The organism is Pseudochrobactrum mosebachae, from assembly GCF_048914685.1.
In the GTDB taxonomy this organism is placed as follows: Bacteria; Pseudomonadota; Alphaproteobacteria; order Rhizobiales; family Rhizobiaceae; genus Pseudochrobactrum.
Map to the genome: position 1 here is coordinate 1,573,099 of NZ_CP128408.1, position 20,828 is coordinate 1,593,926.

Below are 20,828 nucleotides of genomic sequence, written 5' to 3' on the forward strand. Positions count from 1 at the left end.
AATAAACCATAAAATCCTGGCGATTGCTAAGGGCCTCCTCACACATATATTCCAGCTGCTGCATGATGGCTTTATGCGTATCTAAACAGCAAGCATAACAATTCGGCTGACAACATTTACGACCCATGACGCCCCCCATCATTCGTCAAGCCAGTGCATAAATACGCAGCCTGAAAAAAGGCAACGTAAATTGAAATCCTTACAGCAATGTAAATTGATTTCTCCACAACTTAAAAAGTAAACAATGATGTTTTTTACAATAAAAAACAAATAAAGCATATATCTACACTTTATAATAAGCTCTAATAAATGTTCAGACAACAAAGATAGCACATGATTATAGGCGCACAAAATACATTATTTCTTCCTTTTGCGAATGACATTCTTGACTTTCCTTTAGTGTCTGAAAAGTATCTCTGTTTTGGTATCAGCGCAGATAATACTATGAGCAGCGAATGGAAACAGATATTACACTGCATCCAACCATCCAAACCTGAATGGCTCGCCCTGCAAAAGGCCGGCTTTCAAGTGGCATCGCAGTTAAGCACGGATGAACTTTATTCAGGCGGACTGATTTTGCTTGGCAAACATCGCGGACGCAATGAAGAGTGGCTTGCCGCATTGCTGAGCCAGGTCAAACCTGGCGGGATGATCATTATTGCCGGCGATAAAAAGCTTGGTATTGACAGTTTCCGCAAACGCACAGAACAAATTTCTCCCTCCATCGACCGCCTTTCTAAAAACCATGCTGTTGCCTACTGGCTGGCACGCCCAGACGATTTGGATAGCAAAACCATACAAGAGCTTATTCCGGAGCAAAAACGCGTTGACGGCCGCTTCTGGACGAAAGCCGGTATGTTCTCTCATGGCGAGATTGACAGGGGCTCAGCCCTGTTGGCGCCCTTTATCAAGGGTGTTGCCTTTGGTCATGTCGCAGATTTAGGTGCCGGCTGGGGTTATTTAAGCGCGACCTGCCTTGAACACCCTGCTAAAATCACGCGCATTGACCTTTATGAAGCGGATTATGAGGCGCTGGAAATGGCGAAGCTTAATCTCGCAGCGCTTAATCCGGTAACACCGCTGCATTACTACTGGCATGATATTACCAGCGAACCGATCAAAGAAATTTACGATACCGTGCTCTGCAATCCACCATTTCATACCGGTCGCAACACCGATATCTCTTTGGGGCAAAGCTTTATCACCGCCGCAGCCAAGCGTCTTAAATCTGGCGGGCGCCTGTTAATGGTTGCCAACCGTCAATTGCCTTATGAAGTGGTGCTGAAGCAGCAATTCAGGCAGGTTATGCCTTTGCTGGATAAAGACGGTTTCAAAGTCATAGAAGCTCGTAAATAAATAGTTTTAAACTGGTTGCTCAATAAAAAAGCCCGCCAAATAGCGGGCTTTTTTATTGTTCTTTGTAACGGCTCGAGCGATTTTACTCACCGACCTCGTCAGCTTTTTTTAGCTCTTCCAGTGTCGGCATAGATACGATGTTATAGCCCGAATCCACATAATGGATTTCACCGGTTACACCGCTCGACAGATCTGACAGCAGATACAGTGCTGAATTACCGATTTCATCAATATTCACGGTACGGCGCAGCGGTGCATTACGTGCCTGATAGTTGAAAATCGCACGTGCATCACTGATACCGGCACCTGCCAATGTACGCACAGGGCCAGCCGAGATCGCATTGACGCGGATACCGCGATCACCATAATCTTCAGCAATATAACGTACCATAGCTTCAAGAGCTGCCTTGGCAACGCCCATCACATTGTAGTTCGGCATCACACGGGTAGAGCCGCCATAAGTGAGCGTGAGGATAGAACCGCCCTCTGTCATCAGCTTTTCAGCGCGCTGAGCCACTTCCGTAAAGGAATAGGCCGAAATCACCATTGTACGGCTGAAATTCTCGCGCGTTGTTACATCCGCATAGCGACCTTTGAGCTGGGATTTGTCAGAAAAGCCAATCGCATGAACCACAAAGTCCAGCTTGCCCCACTGTTTTTCAATCTCAGTAAAAACCGCATCAACAGACGCAATATCTTCCACATCGCATGGCAGTACAAAACTTGAGCCAACCTGCTCGGCCAGTGGTGTCACACGGCGGCCAAGAGCATCACCCTGATAGGTAAATGCCAGCTCTGCGCCCTGAGCGGCCAGCTGTTTTGCAATGCCCCAGGCAATGGAGTGATTATTGGCAACGCCCATAATCAGCCCACGTTTGCCTTTCATTAAACCCTGCATCATCTCTCTCCGTCAGTCTTGATAACGCTGAAAAACCAGCGTCGCGTTCGTGCCGCCAAAACCGAAGGAATTGGACAATACCGTATTGATTTCAGCATTATCAATGCGTTTACGCACAATCGGCATATCGGCGAAATCCGGATCGATTTCATCAATATGTGCGCTTTCGCAAATGAAGTTATTACGCATCATCAGCAGAGAATAGATAGCTTCCTGAACGCCGGTAGCACCCAGCGAGTGACCGGTTAGCGATTTTGTTGCTGCAATTGGCGGGCAGGCATCGCCTGTGCCAAACACTTTGCGGATTGCTTCAATCTCAGGTGCATCGCCGGCTGGTGTTGAGGTTGCATGCGGGTTGATATAGTCGATCTTGCCCTTAACCGTTGAAAGTGCCATGCGCATGCAGCGCTCAGCTCCCTCACCAGATGGTGCAACCATATCATAACCGTCCGATGTGGCACCGTAACCAACCACTTCACCGTAGATTTTAGCACCGCGTGCCAGCGCTGTTTCCAGCTCTTCCAGCACCAATACACCGGCGCCGCCGGCAATCACAAAACCATCGCGGTTTTTGTCATAGGCACGGGAGGCACGTTCCGGTGTGTCATTATATTTGGAAGACATTGCACCCATGGCATCAAACAATACCGAAAGTGTCCAGTCGAGATCTTCACAGCCACCGGCAAACATACGATCCTGTTTGCCATACTGGATCATCTCAACAGCATTGCCGATGCAATGATTCGATGTCGCACAAGCCGAGGAAATCGAATAATTGATACCCTTGATCTTGAAGAATGTCGCCATTGTTGCGGATGCGGTTGAGCTCATCGCTTTAGGCACTGCAAAAGGACCAACGCGTTTCGGGCCTTTTTCACGGGTGATATCGGCGGAATCAACAATAGTACGTGTTGAAGGACCGCCCGAACCCATGATAATGCCGGTGCGCTCATTAGAAACCTGCTCGTCACTTAAGCCGGCATCTGCAATAGCCTGATCCATAGCGACATGGTTCCATGCGGTACCACGGCCATGAAAACGCATAGCGCGGCGGTCGACCAATGCCTCAACGTCAATCTGCGGCATACCGGAGACCTGACAACGGAAACCGAGTTCCGCCTGATCTTCAGCCCGTCGGATACCCGATTTTGCTTCACGCAAAGAGGTCAGAACCTCTTCGGTATTATTACCAATAGAGGAAACAATCCCCATTCCGGTAACGACAACACGCCGCATAGAAATCTCCTTCGCATCCTTGGCTTTTTCAGTGCCTGCAGACGCTATCTTTGTATGGTGCAGCAAAATACTTCAACTTTGCGCTAAGGCACGGCGCATACAGCGCGCCATACCAAGACCAGACGGCCTCTTATTATCATCTTGTGTAATATCACCTGACAATCAAGCTCTACTACAATCAAATTTGCCCAACTTGGTTATTTACGGCAAATTTGCTGCATAATTGGCGACTATTTGACTATTTAAAACAGTCGCCTTTTAGCTGTGAGCCCTGTCAGGCTGCCGGATCAGGCAGCAGGTGCATCTTTAAACAGGCCAACGCGCAGGTCGGAGGCCTTATAGATAATTTCGCCGTCAGCTTTAACCCAGCCATCAGCCGTACCCAGCACCAGACGTCCGCGCATCACACGCTTGAAATCAATGCCATATTCAACCAGTTTGGTTTTTGGGGTGATCATACCGGTAAACTTAACTTCACCGGTCGACAATGCACGGCCTTTACCAGGCTCGCCAAGCCAGCCGAGGTAAAAACCTGTCAGCTGCCACATCGCATCAAGACCAAGACAGCCAGGCATAACCGGGTCGCCGATAAAATGGCACGGGAAGAACCACAAGTCAGGATGGATATCGAATTCAGCGCGGATAAAACCTTTGCCATGCTCACCACCGGTTTCAGAAATTTCTGTGATCCGGTTTACCATCAGCATCGGCGGAGCAGGCAACTGGGCATTACCCGGTCCAAACATTTCACCGCGAGCGCAAGTGAGAAGCTCCTCATATCCGTAACTTGACTTCTGCTCTGCCATACCGACTCCAATCGTTTATTTATCCGTTATCTGCGAACACGCTCACATTATAGATGCGCCGGACGCAGACAAAAACTTTGCACACTCCTAACACAGAGTGTTTCCCGCTGTAAAACGGCAGCAACAAACTATTTGCCTGTCAAGATATACAGGAATAGCTATTGCCAGTCATTCGTTCAGCGCATATATCAATCTTGTGACATAATGGGCAACAGCCCTTAAGCATTATATTTGTACTAATTTGACACAAGCTTCTGACAGGTCAGTGATGAACATTCATTCCGCCCATGCCAGCAACGCTTCGATCGAGGAGCGCTTACGGGTCGCCGGTCTCAGACCGACGCGGCAGCGGGTAGCCCTTGCCAGCCTGATTTACGCTCAGGGTGACCGCCATCTCTCCGCTGAAGAACTGCATGAAGAAGCAGTTTTTGCCGCCGTGCCGGTTTCTCTAGCTACGGTTTACAACACGCTTCACCAATTTACCGAAGCAGGCATGCTGCGGATTATTTCGGTTGAAGGATCAAAAACATATTTCGATACCAATATTTCCGACCACCACCATTTCTTTGTTGAGGGTGAGAATGTTGTTTTTGACATTCCTGAAGGTCCGGGTGGCCAGCCACTGGTAAGCAATTTGCCGGTTCCGCCAGAAGGTATGGAAATCGTCAATGTTGATGTGATCGTACGTTTACGCCGTAAAGTTTAAGCTGCAACATTTCACACTGCTGAGCTTTATTTATCGTGATTGCTCAAATGCACAGTCTCGTCTGCAATCTCACGCCCCAGCAATGAGCTTTGCAGCATGGTTTTTACCCGTATTTCCATAATCCGCGCCAGTTCTTTACGGCTGGTGTCTGCGGTCACAATCACCGGCTCACCAAAGCGGATTTCCACATCAATCGCGCCTTCTTTTAAAATGCCTTTGAGATGCGGCATCAGCTCCACATCACCGGGCCATGAGGCAATCGGGCGGTGATAGCGCCCCATCGGCATGCCATGCACGCCGGTATAAGCGATAGAAACCGGCTGTACGACGACCTTTTCCTCACCCGCCTCACGAATAGCCGCATGGGCTGCGCCAAACAGCGAGGTCTTGAACGGCAAAACCCGATTGCCATCCGAGGTTGTGCCCTCCGGAAACAGCACCATCGCATCGCCGCCAGCAAGACGCATCGCAATATCTGACGCCTGCTGGGCCGTGCGGCCCTTCTTTTCACGCTCTACGAATACAGTACGCTGTAAAACTGCAAATGTTCCAAAAACCGGCCATTTACGGACTTCTGATTTGGCAATAAAACACACATTGGCTACGGAGGATAAAACAACAATATCGCTCCATGAAACATGGTTTGAAACCAGTAAGAGCGGACGCCCTGTCGCAATCTTGCCGTGAGTTTTTACACGAAAGCCGAGCAAATACGCTGCCATACGATGAAACAGTCTTGGCAATGACCGCTGCCAGCCCAAACGCGCTTTAACAAATAGATATTGAAATGGCACCAGCGCAATAACGAGGCTTAAAAACAGCCCGAGAATAATTGCTACACGAATAATGCCGATCATGGATGCACAGTCTTCGGTGGCGTTGGCAAAACTTGTTTACGTAAAATCAGCGCTCCGCTGCGTCCCTGCTCGGTTTCATAATACGCCGGTCGATAACCAACTTGTAAAAAGCCCAAACGTTTATAGAGAGCTTTGGCGGCAATATTACTTTCATCAACTTCCAAAAACAGGCTCTCAGCCCGCTCATGATGCAGATGACGCAGCACGCCTTCCATCAGCTCACGGCCGATCCCGCGCCGTTGAAAACCCGGCATCACTGCAATTGTCAGAATTTCAGCCTCACCAGCAACCAGCCGCGCCAGTACAAAACCGGCACTTTGCTTCGGCTTGCCAACAGGGCGGGTCATAAAACCGAAAATATTGCTTTGTGAAAGCATGCCGGAAAAATCTTCTTCACCCCATGCATGGTGAAACACCGGCGCGTGCAAAGCTGCAAGCTCACTGCAATGCGCCTGATCCAGTGCTTCCAAAGCAAAACTACGACGGGAAAAAGGAAGGCCGATCATCCTTGCGTCTGCTCCTCCTCAACTGAAGAGGCCTGAAGACGGGGCAATGCAAAGCCGCTTTGTGGCTTAACATCAGGGCCACGCATATAAAGCGGCTCAGGGGCAGCACCGGCATTACGTAGCATTGCAAGACGGGCAAATGTGCCGATAGAGGCATAAGCGCCTGTGCCAGTTACTTGGCGGCCATGGCCTTCTGCAGCGCTCAACTGGTTGGCGGCGCTGCCATACAGCGTATAATCGGCACCGAGCTGCGCCAAAACAGCAATCAACTCCGCTTCATTACCAGCAATCGGGCCGGTGGAAGGCGTGCCGTCAGCGGCAAAGCCCTGCGCATAAATATCGCCCCGATAGGCTGACAAAGCGATGAGTACCGGCAACAGCGGCTGCGCTGACTGGCTGGCATTTTCTGCATTCTCACAGGCCAGCGCCTCAAAACCCGTGACACCAATGACCGGACACGACAGAGCCAAGCCAAGCCCGCGCGCAGCAGAAACCCCAACACGCACGCCGGTAAAAGAACCGGGGCCGATATTAACTGCAATACGGGTGACATCACTGCGCGCAATTTGCGCTGCAGCAAAACATTGAGCCGCATAATCCATCAGCACTTCCGCATGGCCTTTGCCGATATCATGGCTAACCTCAGCTAGCAGCTGCTGTGTCCGGCAGTCATAAAGGGCGGCGGCGCACATGCCGGATGCGGTATCAAGAGCAAGAATTGTCATGCCTATCGGCCTAAAGCAGATTGAGCCGCACGGCAAGCATCTGCAAGCAACAGCTGTCAAATATTCGTGCTGTGCTAGAGCATTTCACTATCAACTTGATAGGTATGACAATGTGAAAACTCTAAAACCTAGGGCCAGCGCTGCGATGCAACCTGATCATAACCCGCTCTAGAGCATTTCGTAGTCCAATGGAATCATTGGGCGGCCACGATAATTCGTAAAAACAATAACTTAGAGCGGGTTACATGACCCAATTTAAACGTAAACCGCTCTAGAGCAAAAATTATAAGATATTTTAAGTGATGCAAAAAATCATACGCACCTCTTTGATAGCGCAGGCGGAACAATTATCTGTTTGAGGCGTTATATGAATAACAGCATTCTGCTGCATCCGGTTTCTTGTGCTGTCTCAATTTCAGACGGCCTTACAGGCTGACTATAATGTCTGCCTTTTAATAAGAGGAAATCACTATGTCTGCATCTAAATCCAAGCACCATTCCACTAAAATTAATCTGCCAACCAATGCAAAAACCGCAGTTATTGCGCTACTGAACAAGAATTTGGCTGCAATCATTGATCTTTCTCTGATCACCAAGCAAGCGCATTGGAACCTCAAAGGGATCCAGTTTATCGCCGTGCATGAAATGCTCGATACATTTCGTGCCGAGCTTGATGTGCATTCCGATACGATCGCAGAGCGCGCCGTTCAGCTTGGCGGTACAGCACTTGGCACCACGCAGACGGTTGCTGAAGCGACAATCCTCAAGCCCTATCCGGAAGATATCTACGCTATTAAAGATCACCTGCATGCGCTGATTGATCATTATGGCGCAGTTGCCAATCTTGTTCGCCAGTCAATTAAAGATGCGGACGAGGCGGGTGATGATGACAGCGCGGATATTTTCACGACCGCTTCCCGCAGTCTGGATAAGGCATTGTGGTTCCTTGAAGCTCATATTCAGGAATAACCATTCTGATGTTTTAAAAACGCCCTGCCTGTAGAAACAGGCAGGGCGTTTTATTTAAAGCGCATCAGCAATGGCCTGAAACACAACAATGCTTTCATCTTTTAGCTGCCGGCCATCCTTGTTGTAATCCACATAGGCTGAAGTTTTGGCAATCACTACTTTCTGTCTTGGATTGACATAAATAAATTGCCCGTAAATACCTACCGCACTGAAATCACCCTGCGGCACACTGGGAATCCACCACTGATAGCCATAGCCCATTGATTTGCCGATATGCGGGTCATCCCGCCCCGGCATCAAATGTGGCGCGTCCGGCGTTACCGAGGCACGAACCCATTCCGCTGGAACCAATTGTTGTCCTTTGAAGTTCCGGCCATCATTCATATACAACAGACCAAAGCGCGCATAATCGCGCAGCACTGCATTGAGCCCACCGGCAGCAACCGCATCACCTTTTGCATCGGCCAGCCAATAGGCATCGGCCTCTGCCCCGAGCTGCGACCATAGTTTTTCATTAAAATACTCTGTCATCGGCTTGCCGGTCGCGCCTTCCAGAACCATGGAAAGTACCTGCGTATCCGCAGAGACATAAATATTCTCAGTGCCCTGTGCACGGACATTTTTAAGATGCGCGGTAAAGTCTTTCACTGATCCTGTCAGCATCTGAATGATGTAACGTACAATATCCGAAGACAGATCGCCATAATCTTCGTTAAAGCCAATGCCGGACGACATTTGCAGGGCATTTTTAACAGTAACGCCTTTGTAACCACCTTCGGCCAGTTGGGGAGCATAGTGATCAACTGTTTGGTCAAGGCTGATAAGCCCGTCACGCACCGCATTACCAATCAGAAACGAAATCATCGATTTAGACATCGACATTGCAATAGATTGCGTGTGCTCGGTATTACCGCGTTCATATTGCTCATGAACAATAACGCTGTCTTTCATCACCAGAAAACCGGTTGTTTGCGACCGTTCAAGCCAGTCAGCGATCTGCTTGGTCTCACCTTTATAAATATAGGTTTCAGGCAGCGGGCGCTCATTATAGGTCAGCACATTTATCTCACCGCTCTGAGCAACACGGATTGATGGGTAAAGCTTGTATAAAGAGCGGAAATTCTCATCAATAACGTCAGGCTTGAACGTATTGGCATATTGATAGATCGCATAATATTCATGGATTTTAGCGCGGAATATAAATGCCAGTGCTGCAATTATCATAACAATAATAATAAAAATACGAGCTGCCATGCGTAAAGGTCTTTTCATTATTCTCTCCCGTTAACAGCGCTCTTGCGGTGGATATACGACCATAAAAGGCATCTAAAATCTTTCTGAAAATATAATTTATAAAAACAACAGAAGTAACAATGCCCGCGGCTGACTACAAATTCAACCGCGGGCACAAGGCTTGAGGGAAGGCGTTGATCAAATCCCCCATTCACCCTTACGCATCACCGCAACAGAAGTGCCGTCCTGCGCAATACCATCCACATCAACTTTGTCAGAGCCGATCATCCAGTCAATATGGATAAAGCTCTTATTGCCACCCTGCGCAGCAATTTGCTCCGGGGTAAGATCGGCACCATTGATGAAACATTTGGAATAGCACTGACCAAGCGCAATATGGCTGGCAGCATTTTCATCAAACAGAGTATTGTAAAATAGCAGGCCGCTCTGTGAAATTGGTGAAGAATGCGGCACCAATGCCACCTCGCCTAAACGGCGGGCACCTTCATCGGTATCCAGCACTTTATTCAGCACTGCCTCGCCTTTACTGGCCTTGGCTTCAACAATGCGGCCACCCTCAAAACGCACACGAATATCATCAATGATCGTGCCCTGATGCGACAATGGTTTTGTGCTGGAAACATGCCCCTCAACACGGAAAGCATGCGGAGTTGTGAACACTTCTTCCGTCGGAATATTCGGGTTGCAGGTAATGCCGTTTTTAGCGGTTGATGAACCGCCATGCCATTCATGACCATCGGCCAGACCCACAGTCAGATCAGTATCGGGGCCTGTAAATCGCAGGGAGCGGAAGTTACGTTCATTGAGAATTTTGGTGCGGATACGCAGTTGCGCATTATGCTCTGTCCATGCGGCCACCGGATCATCATTATTAACGCGCGAGGCGGCAAAAATAGCTTCTGCAAGCTTGTAGGTTGCTACATCCGGCGCATCATCCGGAAAGACCAGCTTGGCCCAAGACGGGTTCGGGTAAGAAACAATATTCCAGTTAATATCGAAACCGGCGATTTTTTCCAAAGCTGGCTGATAGGCCATCGACAGCGCCTTATTCGCCCGTGAAACCTTGTCTGCATCCTGTGCTGAAAGCAGCAGCGGATTGTCACCGCTGATCGCAAGGCGGGCAGCACCGTTCTCATAGGCCTTTGCCATGCCTTGATAAAGCCAGTCACTGGCATGGTCGAAACTGTGATCGGGCGCATATTGAAAACGCGCCAGTGCCATTTCTTCATCAGCAAAAAATGGTGTGACCAGACCGGCACCGGCTTTATAAGCATGTTCCGTAATTCGGCGCACCAGCGGTAAAGCGGCCATAGGTGCAGTAATCACCAGATCCTGACCTTTACGCAATTGCAAGCCGACCTTGACCGCCACTTCAGCCAATTTATCCAGTTTAACCGGATCAATACCGGACCCCATTGCATCTGACATTAAGATTCTCCGTTTAAATTCATTCACACAACAAATAGACCCGCAGATGCAAGCAGACCAGTCCTTGCATTATCAAATTTAAGCCCTTCTACCCGGATGACCAAATTGGCAATAAATCATAAAGTGCTATAATTATGCTCTATTCGCATGGTCATAAGCGGATATTGAGATTAATATGGAAAATATAATCATATTTTATCAGGACAATTTCGATGATCCGAATGCATCAAAATTATTTATCATTTAAAAAAGCCAGCCTGATTGCTGCATTTTTTACTGTAGCATTGGCAGGCTGCACAACACTCACCCCTGAACAGCAACGCGCTGAAGATGAAAAAGCCTGCATAAGCTATGGCTTTAAACTCAAATCGGAAGCCATGGCTAATTGCATGCTGCAGATTCATCTGGATCGTCGGGCTGATATCCGTGCATGGCAAAATGACCGCCCGCAATTTGCACCACCGATGGTGGTTTACCAGCCGATCATTATGCGACGTTAAATTTCTCAAACAAAAAACCCGCGTTAAATGCGGGTTTTTTGTTTATCGGATTGTCATACCTATCAAGTTGATAGTGAAATGCTCTAGAATGTTGGTTCCGGACGGCCCTGCTTCAGCAGTAATGCCCCGATTGCATCCACTTTTTTCTGGCTCATTTCTTCAGTACCGGCAACAAATGCATGTTGTGGCTCCGATGGGACCGGCACATGATAAGCAACCTGAACAGGCGTTTCAGCAGTGACAGCAGCCTTTGAAAGATGAACCGCTTTGCCAGGCGCCGGTGCAAAACGCTGCGGATCAATACTGGCAACCATCACTGTTTCAGGGGTGGCAACAGGTATAGTTTTTTCCGTATCAGGCGTGGTCACGCGCGCAGCTTTAGCCGTCTCTGTCACATCGTAAACGGTTTGCGGCATCGACTGGTCTTTAGGCTCATAGATTGCAGCCACATTATAAGGGACCTCAGGTAGCGGTGCCTCAAGCGAACCGTCTTTGCGGCGCTTTTCATAAAAGGCATTACCGCCCGCCACCAAAACATAATGCATATTTTTGTAAGGGAATTTCAAACCTGCGGTATGAAAGAACATTGCATTTTTGAGATCAGGATGACGCTCACCCTTCAAAACCGCTTGTGCCGCCTCTTTAACATCCGGCAAGGCTTTAGAATTCATCGCGCGGGTCATAACGCCCGGTGCAAATTGATTTTTCTGACCGACAACGCCGCAAATCGTTTCCGGATATTTCTCTGAAACCAGCCGGTTCATTACCACGGTACCGACTGCAACCAAACCTGAACGGCTGGAACGGGCCGATTCAAAAAACATGGCGCGCTCAAGGCATTCGCGGTCTTTACTACTGTAATTATAGGTCTTTTTACCACTGCGAATGGTAACGCCTGATTGTTTGGCGGTGGAGACCGCCGGAGCTGATTTGTCTGATTTTGTACTGGTTGTGGTCGTGGTACAGCCTGCGAGAATAAATGGTGCGGCGACCAGCGTCCCTAAAAACAGTGTTTTCGTTAAATAAGATCGCTTCAACGGGTCATCCTCATCAACACTTCTTCATCATGCCTAAACCGGATTGAACCGGCCATACATGAAGCCTCGCAAAAATCGTGGCGCATTAGGGCCAAATGAAGGCGCAAAGCCAGATTTCATCAGAGCCGCTTTTAACAAGATCGGGTTAAATTTTCCCCAAGAAAATGCGCGCAATTAGTTAACGCCTTGTTAATTCAAGATTTTAAGGAAGCGCTAAAATAGAAAATAACTTAAACCCTTGTTGCAACAGAATAAAATTCGCTTATTTGCACTCTAACAAACTGCAATATTTCAGGCCATGAAAACCAATATTTGCCTTATTTCAACGCCGGCCCCCCCCCGAATTTCATATCTATCATGCAGGTAGCCGTTCAATTTTGTTAGTAAACTTTCATTACGAAAAGTCACAAAACCATTAGTTAGCGTGAGAAACTCGCCAGTTTTGCTATTTTCGTGCGTTTTTAAAACTAAGCGTAACAGAATCGCCGGTCAAAAAAACCGGCATGGATTGCTCCATACCGGTTTGATATTCTTATCTTGATGCCTTGGGTATTAATCAATCAACTGCGTGGCTAAAGCCACGTGTAACATCCAAATGCGTGGCCAAAGCCACGCGCAAGATCTAAGTTCGTGGCCAAAGCCACGCGGATTAGCCAAATGCGTAGCCAGCGCCACGCACGGTACGAATCGGATCGGTTTCGCGACCGGTATTGATTGCCTTACGCAACCGGCCGATATGCACATCCACGGTACGGTCATCAACATAAATATCGCGCCCCCAGATACCATCCAATAATTGTGTGCGGGAAAATACACGGCCGGGCGCCATCATAAAATATTCGAGCAGACGAAACTCTGTCGGCCCGAGCTTGATTTCACGTTCCTTGCGATAAACACGGTGTTGCTGACGGTCGAGAACAATCTCGCCGACTTTCAAAACATGCGACAGCACGCTCGGATTGGCTCGACGCAGCATTGCTTTAATACGCGCCAGCAGTTCAGGTGTGGAAAACGGCTTAACCACATAATCATCTGCACCAACTGCAAGACCACGCACGCGCTCTGATTCTTCACCACGCGCGGTGAGCATGATGATCGGCAAACGCTCGGTCTCAGCCCGCTGACGCAGGCGGCGGCACAATTCAATACCGGAAACGCCCGGCAGCATCCAATCCAGCACCAAAAGATCCGGTACATTATCACGCAGATGAATTTCAGCTTCATCGCCGCGCAGGATTGTATCGACCTGATAGCCTTCAGCTTCAAGATTATAGCGCAGCAACTCGCTGATGGCTTCTTCGTCTTCAACGACCGCTATTCTTGGCGTATGTGACATTGCGTTTCCACACTCTTTTTTAGATATGAAGGGGCGTTTATATTTCAGGCCATCAGTGTGATGGTCTGAAATACATTGAATAAATGCTATGCGCCCCCGACAGTCCTGCTTCACAGCAGGCATAAGACGTCTTTAGTTTTTATGCAGTTCGTCAAGTACGACATCATGGCTGAAATCGTCTTTCGGGCGATCCGGCGGCATCTGATTACCGGTCACAATATAATAAACCGTCTCGGCAATATTGGTTGCGTGATCACCGATACGTTCAATATTTTTGGCACAGAACAGCAAATGTGTGCAGGCCGTAATATTGCGCGGATCTTCCATCATATAAGTGAGCAGCTCGCGGAACAGCGATGTGTACATCGCATCAATTTCATCATCACGGTCGCGTACAATATTGATCTGCGTGACAGAGCGGGTTGCATAAGCATCCAGCACATCTTTCAGCTGGGTACGCGCTAGTTCTGCCAGCGTTTCCAGTCCGCGATAAAGCTTAACCGACTGGCGGGTTTCAGAGACAGCAGCAACACGTTTGGCAATGTTTTTGCCCATATCACCAACGCGTTCCAGATCAGCTGAAATACGGATTGCACCAATAATTTCACGCAGATCCACAGCCATAGGCTGGCGTTTGGCAATGATCATAATCGCTTTATCGTCGATCTCACGTTCACCGGCATCAAGGATCAGATCTTCCGAGATCACGCGCTGTGCCAGCGCATTATCGGCAGTCACAATGGCTTTAACCGACTGCTCAACCATACGTTCGGCATGACCGCCCATCTCGGCAATCTTGCGGGCGAGAAACTTCAGCTCTTCATCATAGGATGTAACTGTATGCTGCGACGCCATGGAGATTTCCTTATACTGAATTGCTACTGCCAGAGGATATAAAACCTTGAGGCAGGATCAGCCGAAACGGCCGGTAATATAATCCTGAGTACGTTTTTCTTTCGGTGTGGTGAACATCATATCCGTATCCCCCACTTCCACCAGATTACCTAAGTGGAACATTGCCGTCGTTTGCGAAATACGTGCCGCCTGCTGCATAGAGTGGGTCACAATCACAATCGTATAATCACGACGCAACTCATCCATCAGCTCTTCCACTTTTGCCGTGGCAATCGGATCAAGCGCCGAACAAGGCTCATCCATCAGGATCACCTCAGGGCTCACCGCAATCGCACGGGCAATGCACAGGCGCTGCTGCTGGCCGCCCGAAAGACCGGTACCGGCATCATTGAGCCGATCCTTGACCTCTTCCCACAGGCTGGCACCACGCAGGCTTTTTTCAACAATCTCATCGAGCTCCGTACGGGTACGGGCAAGACCGTGAATACGCGGCCCGTAGGCAACATTTTCATAGATCGATTTTGGAAACGGATTTGGCTTCTGGAACACCATGCCAACACGGGCACGCAGTTCCACCACATCGATTTTAGGGTCATAAACATCACCGCCATCGAGGGTAATAAGCCCCTCAACACGGCACCCTTCAATCGTATCATTCATGCGGTTCAGCGTGCGCAAAAAGGTAGATTTGCCACAGCCTGAAGGCCCGATCAGCGCGGTAACGCTGTTCTCTTCAATATCCAGATCAACGCCGTGCAAAGCCTGTTTTTCGCCATAAAAAACCTTGACCTTTTCCCCGCGCATTTTGATTTTCTTCGGCAAGGCGTTCATCTTTTCTCCGAGTTTTTTTTCCAGCATATAATCATTCATCAGGTTCATGACCGTATCCTCTGCCTCTTTGTGCTATCGTAGTTTCGGACGGAAAACCGGTTTCCACTTTTCCTGAAGCTACTTTAGCTTACCATCTGCGTTCAAAGCGGCGACGCAAAATGATAGCGATAATGTTCATCACAGCAAGGAACAGGAGGAGCACAATGATTGCGCCTGATGTCCGCTCTACAAAAGCACGTTCTGCTTCATTCGCCCACATGAAAATCTGAACCGGCAGAGCCGTTGCAGGATCCATTGGCGTTACCGGCGCATTGGCCACAAAAGCCACCATACCGATCAGCAGCAAAGGTGCAGTTTCACCCAATGCCTGTGCCAGACCGATAATCGTACCGGTGAGAATACCGGGTGCTGCCAGCGGCAAGACATGGTGAAACACCACTTGCGTTTTGGATGCACCAAGCCCCAATGCCGCAGCGCGGATCGATGGTGGCACCGCACGCAAAGCTGCGCGCGTGGCAATAATAATGGTTGGCAGGGTCATCAATGTGAGCACCAGACCACCAACCAGCGAGGCTGAGCGCGGCAGCCCGAAGAAGTTGATAAAGACCGCAAGCCCCAACAGACCGAATACGATTGAGGGAACCGCTGCCAGATTATTGATATTCACTTCAATAATATCGGTGAAACGGTTTTTACGGGCGTATTCTTCCAGATAAATCGATGCTGCCACACCGATCGGCAGAGCAAAGGCCAGCACGATCGCCATCATATAAAGTGAGCCGATCAAAGCCACACCAAGACCTGAGGTTTCCGGACGGCTCGAAGCCCCCATCGTAAACAAGCCGGTATTAAAGGACTGGCGCATCACGCCCTCATCCTTCAGTGTCTTCATCCAGCCGACCTGCAGATCAGAGACCTTGCGCTTGGACTGATCAACGCCGAGATCAATCTGACCTTTATTAGCGGAATCAATGTCAGCAGCAACCAGCAGCTTAACTGTTTGTGTGGTACCGATCAGCTTAGGATCACCGGCTACCATTTCACGCAGCTGAAGGCGCACACCATCTGAGTAGAACCGTGTCAGATCACGCATGGCTGGGCGGTTGGATTTATCAACACCCAGTTTTTCTGCCAATGCATTACGCACCAGAAGCGGATAATTGGCGGTGACAAGCACATTCGGATTGATCTGACGCTGATTGGTCGGGTCAATAACCTGTTCATCCAGCAGCACCGGAATTTCAATCGTTGTCTGCCAGAAGGCTGTGTAGCCTTTGGAAAAAACCGAGAAAAACAAAGCGCAGAGGAAGAAAATACCGATGGCAATCGCAACCACACCATACATGCGAAAGCGGCGTTCGGCAGCATAGCGGCGTTTGATACCGATATCACGGCGTGCCGGTGCGGTTGATGTGGATTTCTGCGGTGTATTCGGGGGAGTGAAAACAGCGTCGGTCATTCATATTGCTCCCGGTATTTACGCACAATATAGAGCGCAAAAATGTTCATCAGCAATGTCAGGAAGAAAAGGGTGATACCCAGTGCGAATGCCACCAAAGTCTGCGGGGAATTGAACTCAAGATCGCCCGTCAGCTGATTAACGATTTTAACGGTGATTGTTGTCATCGCTTCAAACGGGTTAATCGTCAGATTGGCAGCAACACCGGCTGCAAGCACCACAATCATGGTCTCGCCAATTGCACGGGATGCAGTCAGCAGCAGCGCACCGACAATGCCGGGCAAAGCAGCAGGCAAGATAACCCGCTTGATGGTTTCAGACCGCGTTGCGCCCAAGCCCAGAGAACCGTCACGGAGCGAGCGCGGCACAGCAGTGATAATGTCATCGGACAAAGAAGACACGAACGGGATCAGCATCACGCCCATGACCAGACCCGCAGTAAGCACGCTCTGCGCCATGATAAAGCCCTGCCCGCCTGAGATTGCGGCACTCAGATCCCGCAAGAACGGCCCGACTGTTACCAGCGCGAAAAAACCGTACACAATAGTCGGAATACCGGCCAGCACTTCCAGCAGCGGCTTGATAATTGCCCGGGTGCGGGCACCCGCATATTCAGACATATAGATGGCAGCGAACAGTCCAACCGGCACTGCAAACACCATAGCTACCAGCGCGATGTATAAGGTACCGGCGAGCAGCGGGATAAGACCAAACTGGCCATGTGAATCTTCGGCGCCCGCTGCCGCAAAACGCGGATCCCAGACTGTACCAAAGAAGAACTCATGGGCCGGAACAGCACTAAAGAAATTGATCGTTTGAAACAGCATTGAAAATACAATGCCGACGGTTGTGAGAATAGCGATGGTGGATGCTGCGATCAGCCCCCACAATACAATGCGCTCCACATTGTTACGGGCGCGCACACGCGGCGCAATTGACAGCCAGCCATAGATAAAGCCGGCGATTGCCAAAGCGATAGTCAAAACGGCACGGATCGTGTCAGAAATAGCTGTTGCTTTGTTCCAGTGCACAGCAACCGGCACCATCACATCCTGACCTTCAGTGGCCAGCGCTACGCCTTTAGCGGCCAGAAGACCGCGGACTTCAAAATAGGTTTGCGGGAGATTTTCACGTTGTTGCGGCTCAAGACGGTTCAGACCATTGGCTAAACTTTTGACCATACCAAGCGACAGACTTTCGCTGTAGCTTTCAGAATTGCCGAGGCTCGCCCGCAACTGCGCTTTAGCCGACTGTTCCAGATAGACGGTTGCGCTCAAAGTCCAGACAATAAGCAAAACCAGCGCGGGTATCACAGTCAGAACAAAGACCCACCATCCGTGATAATGCGGACGGGAATGGGGTTTTTCTTTGTTCGCTGTTCCGGAACTCACAGCTCCGGATTTCAATTGTGCAATCGCTTTTGCCCGCCCGAGGAAAAACCCTATCAGACCCAGCGCAATCACAATTGTTAAGACCAGCATGATCGACATTTAAATTCCCTGATCACCGTCTACGGACAAAAACAATCCGGATGCAAAAACCATCAAGCTTCTGCATCCGGATTATCAACGAATTATTTAACCTGCATTACTGTACCCGCAGCAAAAGCATCGCGCTGTTCTTTACGCTCAGCTTCAGGTGCCGGAACCAGACCATAATCTGCCAGCGGGCTTTCATCACCAACCATCTGATCAGAAAGGAAGAATTCCACATATTCTTTCAGGCCCGGAATAACGCCAAGGTGCGCCTTCTTCACATAGAAGAACAATGGGCGTGAGACCGGATATTCACCCTTAGCGATTGTATCAGCGGTCGGAACGATATCGTTCACGGTCGCAACTTTCAGCTTGTCGGCATTGTTTTCATAGAAAGACAGGCCGAAAACGCCTACGCCGCTTTTATTGGCGCTAATACGTGCCAGTGTTTCGCTGTAATCGCCGTCAATATCAACAACCTTGCCGTCTTTACGCACTGCGATACAGGTTGTAGCTGCTGCCTTATCATCGGCACCACCGGCCTTGATAACTTCCAGCGCGCCGCTTTCTTTACAACCGTCAGCAAGCAGCTTTTCTTCAAAAACTTCACGTGTTCCGTGTTTTTCACCCGGAATATAAGCGGCAATATCCCAATCCGGCAGAGCGGAGTTCACTTCATTCCACTTGGTATACGGGTTACTTACAAGCTTGCCGTCCACAACGATCTGCGCGGCTACAGCCTTGTAAACATCAACCGGCGTCAGCTTCCAATCCGGTCCGTTAATATCGGTAGCAAAAACGATACCATCATAACCGATACGTACTTCCTGCACATCTTTTACACCTGCATCAATGCAGGACTGGAGCTCTGTCGATTTCATTGCGCGCGATGCATTGGCGATATCAATGCTGTTTTCACCAACGCCTTTACAGAAATCTTTGATACCTGCACCTGAACCACCGGATTCGATAACCGGCGTTTTAAAATCCGGATAGGTTTCACCGAAAGTTTCAGCCACGATTTTGGCGTAAGGCAGAACAGTTGATGAACCGGCAACCTGAATTTGGTCACGTGCCTGGGCAATATTTGCACCAGCGAGAGTTCCGGCTACAGCAGCAATTGCCAAGGCAGCGGTCGTTGTAATCAGCTTGTTCATAGGAGCAGCTCCAGTTGAAAGAATGTGATAACGTTTTGGGCGTTACCAGCGATCTAACCGCTCTATATTACAGCTATATGACACTAATATTACAGGTTTGTATCAAAGCGTATTTCAGCTTTCGGTAATAAAAAAGCCGCTTCCTGTAGAAAGGAAACGGCTTTTTAATATCAGATATAAAATCCTCAAGAAAACTATTGTAACAATAGCTAGTTAGGCTGTTTTAGCTTTTTCATCCTCTTCAGCCTCATCTTCTTCTACAGCCTGTGCCGATAAAAAATTGCCAACATGTCGCAAGGCTTCAAAATGATCACAAAACACTTTTATGACAACCAGCAACGGCACGGCAATCAATGCACCAATAAAACCCCACAACCACGACCAGAAAGCTACCGCGACAAAAACCGCAACTGTATTGAGCTCCAGACGCCGTCCGATAATGGTTGGCGTTACAATCTGCCCCTCAATAATATTGCAGGTCAGCACAAAGGCCGGTGCGAGCAGCGCATAAGCAATTTGATCAAAGGAGACGACGGAAATAATACCGACAATGACTATGGTTGCCATCGCGCCGATATAAGGCAGAAAATTCAAAAGCGCAGCCATGACGCCAAAAACAAACGGCGTTGGCATACCCAGTGCCCACAGGCCAAGGCCAATCGCCAGCCCCAATGCACCGTTGATAAGAGTGATAGTCAGCAGATAACTGGAAATAACCTGTTCGACATCGTAAACCACTCGTAGCGCGCGCTTCTTTTCACTGAGCTTGCCAAAAGACTGGACAATTTTTTCATAAAACATGGTGCCTGACGCAAGAATAAATAATGTCAGTACGAATGTTACGGCAATCGTCGTGCCGCCCGACAGCACATTACCGGCGGCTTGCGAAAGGATTCCGGGCTGCGCCAGGGCAACAGTCTGCACTTTAGGATCTTGCCCCATATGCGCAACCTGATCGACCTGCTTGCTGATATTCAGAAGATGCTCAACAGGTGTTTGCAACCGATGCAGTTTTGCCGTCAGTTCACGGCCGGTCTCCGGTGCTTCAGAAATCATTTCCGTGACGGGACCGCTCAAAAGATAACCGGTCATGCCAACAAATGAAAAAGAGAAAACCACCAGTAATGTTGCAGAAAACGCCTCGGAAATGCCCAGCCGCTTTTTAGAAAACCGTACAATCGGTGTCAGCATCAGAGCCAGCAAAATGGCCAGTGTTACCGGCATGAAAAAATCACGTCCGAAATATAACGCATAAACCAGCATCATCAGGAAAATGCCAATTAACATAGCACGGCCTGTACGCACATAATTAATCAGAGTTTGCAGATTACCGCTTTCTGCAGCCCCTGCGGCAGCAGGATATATCAGCTCATCCCGTCCAACAGAATCAGCCGTCATTTTGTCAGACGTTTCAATTCGCTGTGCCATCCGGTTGCC

20 protein-coding genes are annotated in these 20,828 nt (G+C 49.1%); 4 read left to right on the forward strand and 16 right to left on the reverse strand.

From position 1 onward, the window contains the following. The first annotated feature begins 333 nt into the window (after positions 1 to 333). Positions 334 to 1,356: a class I SAM-dependent methyltransferase gene (locus MP213Fo_RS07120; RefSeq protein WP_421090923.1), complete on the forward strand. Its 1,023-nt coding sequence runs from the start codon at positions 334 to 336 to the stop codon at positions 1,354 to 1,356. 82 nt (positions 1,357 to 1,438) lie between these two features. Here MP213Fo_RS07120 and fabI read toward each other — a convergent pair whose 3' ends face one another. The 3 genes from fabI to fabA all read right to left on the reverse strand — a co-directional run bounded on the left by fabI (position 1,439) and on the right by fabA (position 4,296). Continuing rightward, a complete protein-coding gene (fabI, locus tag MP213Fo_RS07125) occupies positions 1,439 to 2,254 on the reverse strand; it encodes an enoyl-ACP reductase FabI (protein WP_421091057.1) in 816 nt (271 codons plus the stop codon). A gap of 12 nt (positions 2,255 to 2,266) precedes the next feature. Beyond that, positions 2,267 to 3,490, reverse strand: coding sequence for a beta-ketoacyl-ACP synthase I (fabB, locus tag MP213Fo_RS07130; protein ID WP_421090924.1), 1,224 nt, complete (start codon positions 3,488 to 3,490; stop codon positions 2,267 to 2,269). 287 nt (positions 3,491 to 3,777) lie between these two features. Next, positions 3,778 to 4,296: a 3-hydroxyacyl-[acyl-carrier-protein] dehydratase FabA gene (fabA, locus tag MP213Fo_RS07135; protein ID WP_421090925.1), complete on the reverse strand. Its 519-nt coding sequence runs from the start codon at positions 4,294 to 4,296 to the stop codon at positions 3,778 to 3,780. A gap of 268 nt (positions 4,297 to 4,564) precedes the next feature. Here fabA and irrA point away from each other — a divergent pair, with 268 nt between their 5' ends. Continuing rightward, the gene (irrA, locus tag MP213Fo_RS07140) at positions 4,565 to 5,002 is read left to right on the forward strand and encodes an iron response transcriptional regulator IrrA (RefSeq protein ID WP_421090926.1); all 438 of its coding nucleotides are present in this window, start codon (positions 4,565 to 4,567) and stop codon (positions 5,000 to 5,002) included. A 26-nt stretch (positions 5,003 to 5,028) separates the two neighbouring features. Here irrA and MP213Fo_RS07145 read toward each other — a convergent pair whose 3' ends face one another. Genes MP213Fo_RS07145 through tsaB form a run of 3 tightly spaced genes read right to left on the reverse strand, consistent with a single transcriptional unit; the run spans position 5,029 to position 7,090 of the window. Next, complete coding sequence (locus MP213Fo_RS07145) at positions 5,029 to 5,859, reverse strand: lysophospholipid acyltransferase family protein (protein WP_421090927.1); 831 nt, start codon at positions 5,857 to 5,859, stop codon at positions 5,029 to 5,031. Beyond that, positions 5,856 to 6,365: a ribosomal protein S18-alanine N-acetyltransferase gene (gene rimI, locus MP213Fo_RS07150; protein WP_421090928.1), complete on the reverse strand. Its 510-nt coding sequence runs from the start codon at positions 6,363 to 6,365 to the stop codon at positions 5,856 to 5,858. The genes MP213Fo_RS07145 and rimI overlap by 4 nt, the downstream gene beginning before the upstream one ends. After that, entirely contained in the window at positions 6,362 to 7,090 is a 729-nt protein-coding gene (gene tsaB, locus MP213Fo_RS07155) for a tRNA (adenosine(37)-N6)-threonylcarbamoyltransferase complex dimerization subunit type 1 TsaB (RefSeq protein ID WP_421090929.1), read from the reverse strand. Before tsaB ends, rimI begins: the two co-directional genes overlap by 4 nt. A 471-nt stretch (positions 7,091 to 7,561) precedes the next feature. Between tsaB and dps the strand changes: the two genes are divergently transcribed. Beyond that, the gene (gene dps / locus MP213Fo_RS07160; RefSeq protein ID WP_421090930.1) at positions 7,562 to 8,059 is read left to right on the forward strand and encodes a DNA starvation/stationary phase protection protein Dps; all 498 of its coding nucleotides are present in this window, start codon (positions 7,562 to 7,564) and stop codon (positions 8,057 to 8,059) included. Positions 8,060 to 8,113: 54 nt separating this feature from the next. On the opposite strand, the gene MP213Fo_RS07165 is transcribed toward dps, so the two are convergent. Together MP213Fo_RS07165 and MP213Fo_RS07170 are read right to left on the reverse strand one after the other, a co-directional pair. Continuing rightward, on the reverse strand, positions 8,114 to 9,331 hold the full coding sequence (locus MP213Fo_RS07165) for a serine hydrolase domain-containing protein (RefSeq protein WP_421090931.1): 1,218 nt from the start codon (positions 9,329 to 9,331) through the stop codon (positions 8,114 to 8,116). 159 nt (positions 9,332 to 9,490) lie between these two features. Next, positions 9,491 to 10,741 (reverse strand): aminopeptidase, encoded by a 1,251-nt coding sequence (locus MP213Fo_RS07170; protein ID WP_421090932.1) that lies wholly within the window; start codon positions 10,739 to 10,741, stop codon positions 9,491 to 9,493. A 221-nt stretch (positions 10,742 to 10,962) separates the two neighbouring features. Here MP213Fo_RS07170 and MP213Fo_RS07175 point away from each other — a divergent pair, with 221 nt between their 5' ends. Beyond that, complete coding sequence (locus tag MP213Fo_RS07175) at positions 10,963 to 11,241, forward strand: hypothetical protein (protein WP_421091058.1); 279 nt, start codon at positions 10,963 to 10,965, stop codon at positions 11,239 to 11,241. An 83-nt stretch (positions 11,242 to 11,324) separates the two neighbouring features. On the opposite strand, the gene MP213Fo_RS07180 is transcribed toward MP213Fo_RS07175, so the two are convergent. The 8 genes from MP213Fo_RS07180 to MP213Fo_RS07215 all read right to left on the reverse strand — a co-directional run bounded on the left by MP213Fo_RS07180 (position 11,325) and on the right by MP213Fo_RS07215 (position 20,678). Further along, positions 11,325 to 12,278 (reverse strand): cell wall hydrolase, encoded by a 954-nt coding sequence (locus MP213Fo_RS07180; RefSeq protein WP_421090933.1) that lies wholly within the window; start codon positions 12,276 to 12,278, stop codon positions 11,325 to 11,327. Between the two features lie 649 nt (positions 12,279 to 12,927). Then, positions 12,928 to 13,614 carry a phosphate regulon transcriptional regulator PhoB gene (gene phoB, locus MP213Fo_RS07185; RefSeq protein ID WP_421090934.1) on the reverse strand — a complete coding sequence of 229 codons (687 nt, stop codon included), beginning with the start codon at positions 13,612 to 13,614 and terminating at the stop codon, positions 12,928 to 12,930. Positions 13,615 to 13,746: 132 nt separating this feature from the next. After that, positions 13,747 to 14,469, reverse strand: coding sequence for a phosphate signaling complex protein PhoU (phoU, locus tag MP213Fo_RS07190; protein WP_421090935.1), 723 nt, complete (start codon positions 14,467 to 14,469; stop codon positions 13,747 to 13,749). A gap of 57 nt (positions 14,470 to 14,526) precedes the next feature. Beyond that, positions 14,527 to 15,300, reverse strand: coding sequence for a phosphate ABC transporter ATP-binding protein PstB (gene pstB, locus MP213Fo_RS07195; protein ID WP_421091059.1), 774 nt, complete (start codon positions 15,298 to 15,300; stop codon positions 14,527 to 14,529). Positions 15,301 to 15,427: 127 nt separating this feature from the next. Beyond that, the gene (pstA, locus tag MP213Fo_RS07200; protein ID WP_421090936.1) at positions 15,428 to 16,759 is read right to left on the reverse strand and encodes a phosphate ABC transporter permease PstA; all 1,332 of its coding nucleotides are present in this window, start codon (positions 16,757 to 16,759) and stop codon (positions 15,428 to 15,430) included. After that, a complete protein-coding gene (gene pstC, locus MP213Fo_RS07205; protein ID WP_421090937.1) occupies positions 16,756 to 18,249 on the reverse strand; it encodes a phosphate ABC transporter permease subunit PstC in 1,494 nt (497 codons plus the stop codon). Before pstC ends, pstA begins: the two co-directional genes overlap by 4 nt. Before the next feature lie 83 nt (positions 18,250 to 18,332). Continuing rightward, positions 18,333 to 19,391: a PstS family phosphate ABC transporter substrate-binding protein gene (locus MP213Fo_RS07210; RefSeq protein ID WP_421090938.1), complete on the reverse strand. Its 1,059-nt coding sequence runs from the start codon at positions 19,389 to 19,391 to the stop codon at positions 18,333 to 18,335. 213 nt (positions 19,392 to 19,604) lie between these two features. Beyond that, complete coding sequence (locus MP213Fo_RS07215) at positions 19,605 to 20,678, reverse strand: AI-2E family transporter (protein WP_421091060.1); 1,074 nt, start codon at positions 20,676 to 20,678, stop codon at positions 19,605 to 19,607. Between the last annotated feature and the right edge of the window lie 150 nt (positions 20,679 to 20,828).

Bases quoted from the DNA above. Each gene is read 5' to 3' on its own strand.
- MP213Fo_RS07120 (WP_421090923.1), top strand. From the start codon at position 334: ATGATTATAGGCGCACAAAATACATTATTTCTTCCTTTTGCGAATGAC.
- fabI (WP_421091057.1), bottom strand. From the start codon at position 2,254: ATGCAGGGTTTAATGAAAGGCAAACGTGGGCTGATTATGGGCGTTGCC.
- fabB (WP_421090924.1), bottom strand. From the start codon at position 3,490: ATGCGGCGTGTTGTCGTTACCGGAATGGGGATTGTTTCCTCTATTGGT.
- fabA (WP_421090925.1), bottom strand. From the start codon at position 4,296: ATGGCAGAGCAGAAGTCAAGTTACGGATATGAGGAGCTTCTCACTTGC.
- irrA (WP_421090926.1), top strand. From the start codon at position 4,565: ATGAACATTCATTCCGCCCATGCCAGCAACGCTTCGATCGAGGAGCGC.
- MP213Fo_RS07145 (WP_421090927.1), bottom strand. From the start codon at position 5,859: ATGATCGGCATTATTCGTGTAGCAATTATTCTCGGGCTGTTTTTAAGC.
- rimI (WP_421090928.1), bottom strand. From the start codon at position 6,365: ATGATCGGCCTTCCTTTTTCCCGTCGTAGTTTTGCTTTGGAAGCACTG.
- tsaB (WP_421090929.1), bottom strand. From the start codon at position 7,090: ATGACAATTCTTGCTCTTGATACCGCATCCGGCATGTGCGCCGCCGCC.
- dps (WP_421090930.1), top strand. From the start codon at position 7,562: ATGTCTGCATCTAAATCCAAGCACCATTCCACTAAAATTAATCTGCCA.
- MP213Fo_RS07165 (WP_421090931.1), bottom strand. From the start codon at position 9,331: ATGAAAAGACCTTTACGCATGGCAGCTCGTATTTTTATTATTATTGTT.
- MP213Fo_RS07170 (WP_421090932.1), bottom strand. From the start codon at position 10,741: ATGTCAGATGCAATGGGGTCCGGTATTGATCCGGTTAAACTGGATAAA.
- MP213Fo_RS07175 (WP_421091058.1), top strand. From the start codon at position 10,963: ATGCATCAAAATTATTTATCATTTAAAAAAGCCAGCCTGATTGCTGCA.
- phoB (WP_421090934.1), bottom strand. From the start codon at position 13,614: ATGTCACATACGCCAAGAATAGCGGTCGTTGAAGACGAAGAAGCCATC.
- phoU (WP_421090935.1), bottom strand. From the start codon at position 14,469: ATGGCGTCGCAGCATACAGTTACATCCTATGATGAAGAGCTGAAGTTT.
- pstB (WP_421091059.1), bottom strand. From the start codon at position 15,300: ATGAACGCCTTGCCGAAGAAAATCAAAATGCGCGGGGAAAAGGTCAAG.
- pstA (WP_421090936.1), bottom strand. From the start codon at position 16,759: ATGACCGACGCTGTTTTCACTCCCCCGAATACACCGCAGAAATCCACA.
- pstC (WP_421090937.1), bottom strand. From the start codon at position 18,249: ATGTCGATCATGCTGGTCTTAACAATTGTGATTGCGCTGGGTCTGATA.
- MP213Fo_RS07210 (WP_421090938.1), bottom strand. From the start codon at position 19,391: ATGAACAAGCTGATTACAACGACCGCTGCCTTGGCAATTGCTGCTGTA.
- MP213Fo_RS07215 (WP_421091060.1), bottom strand. From the start codon at position 20,678: ATGTTAATTGGCATTTTCCTGATGATGCTGGTTTATGCGTTATATTTC.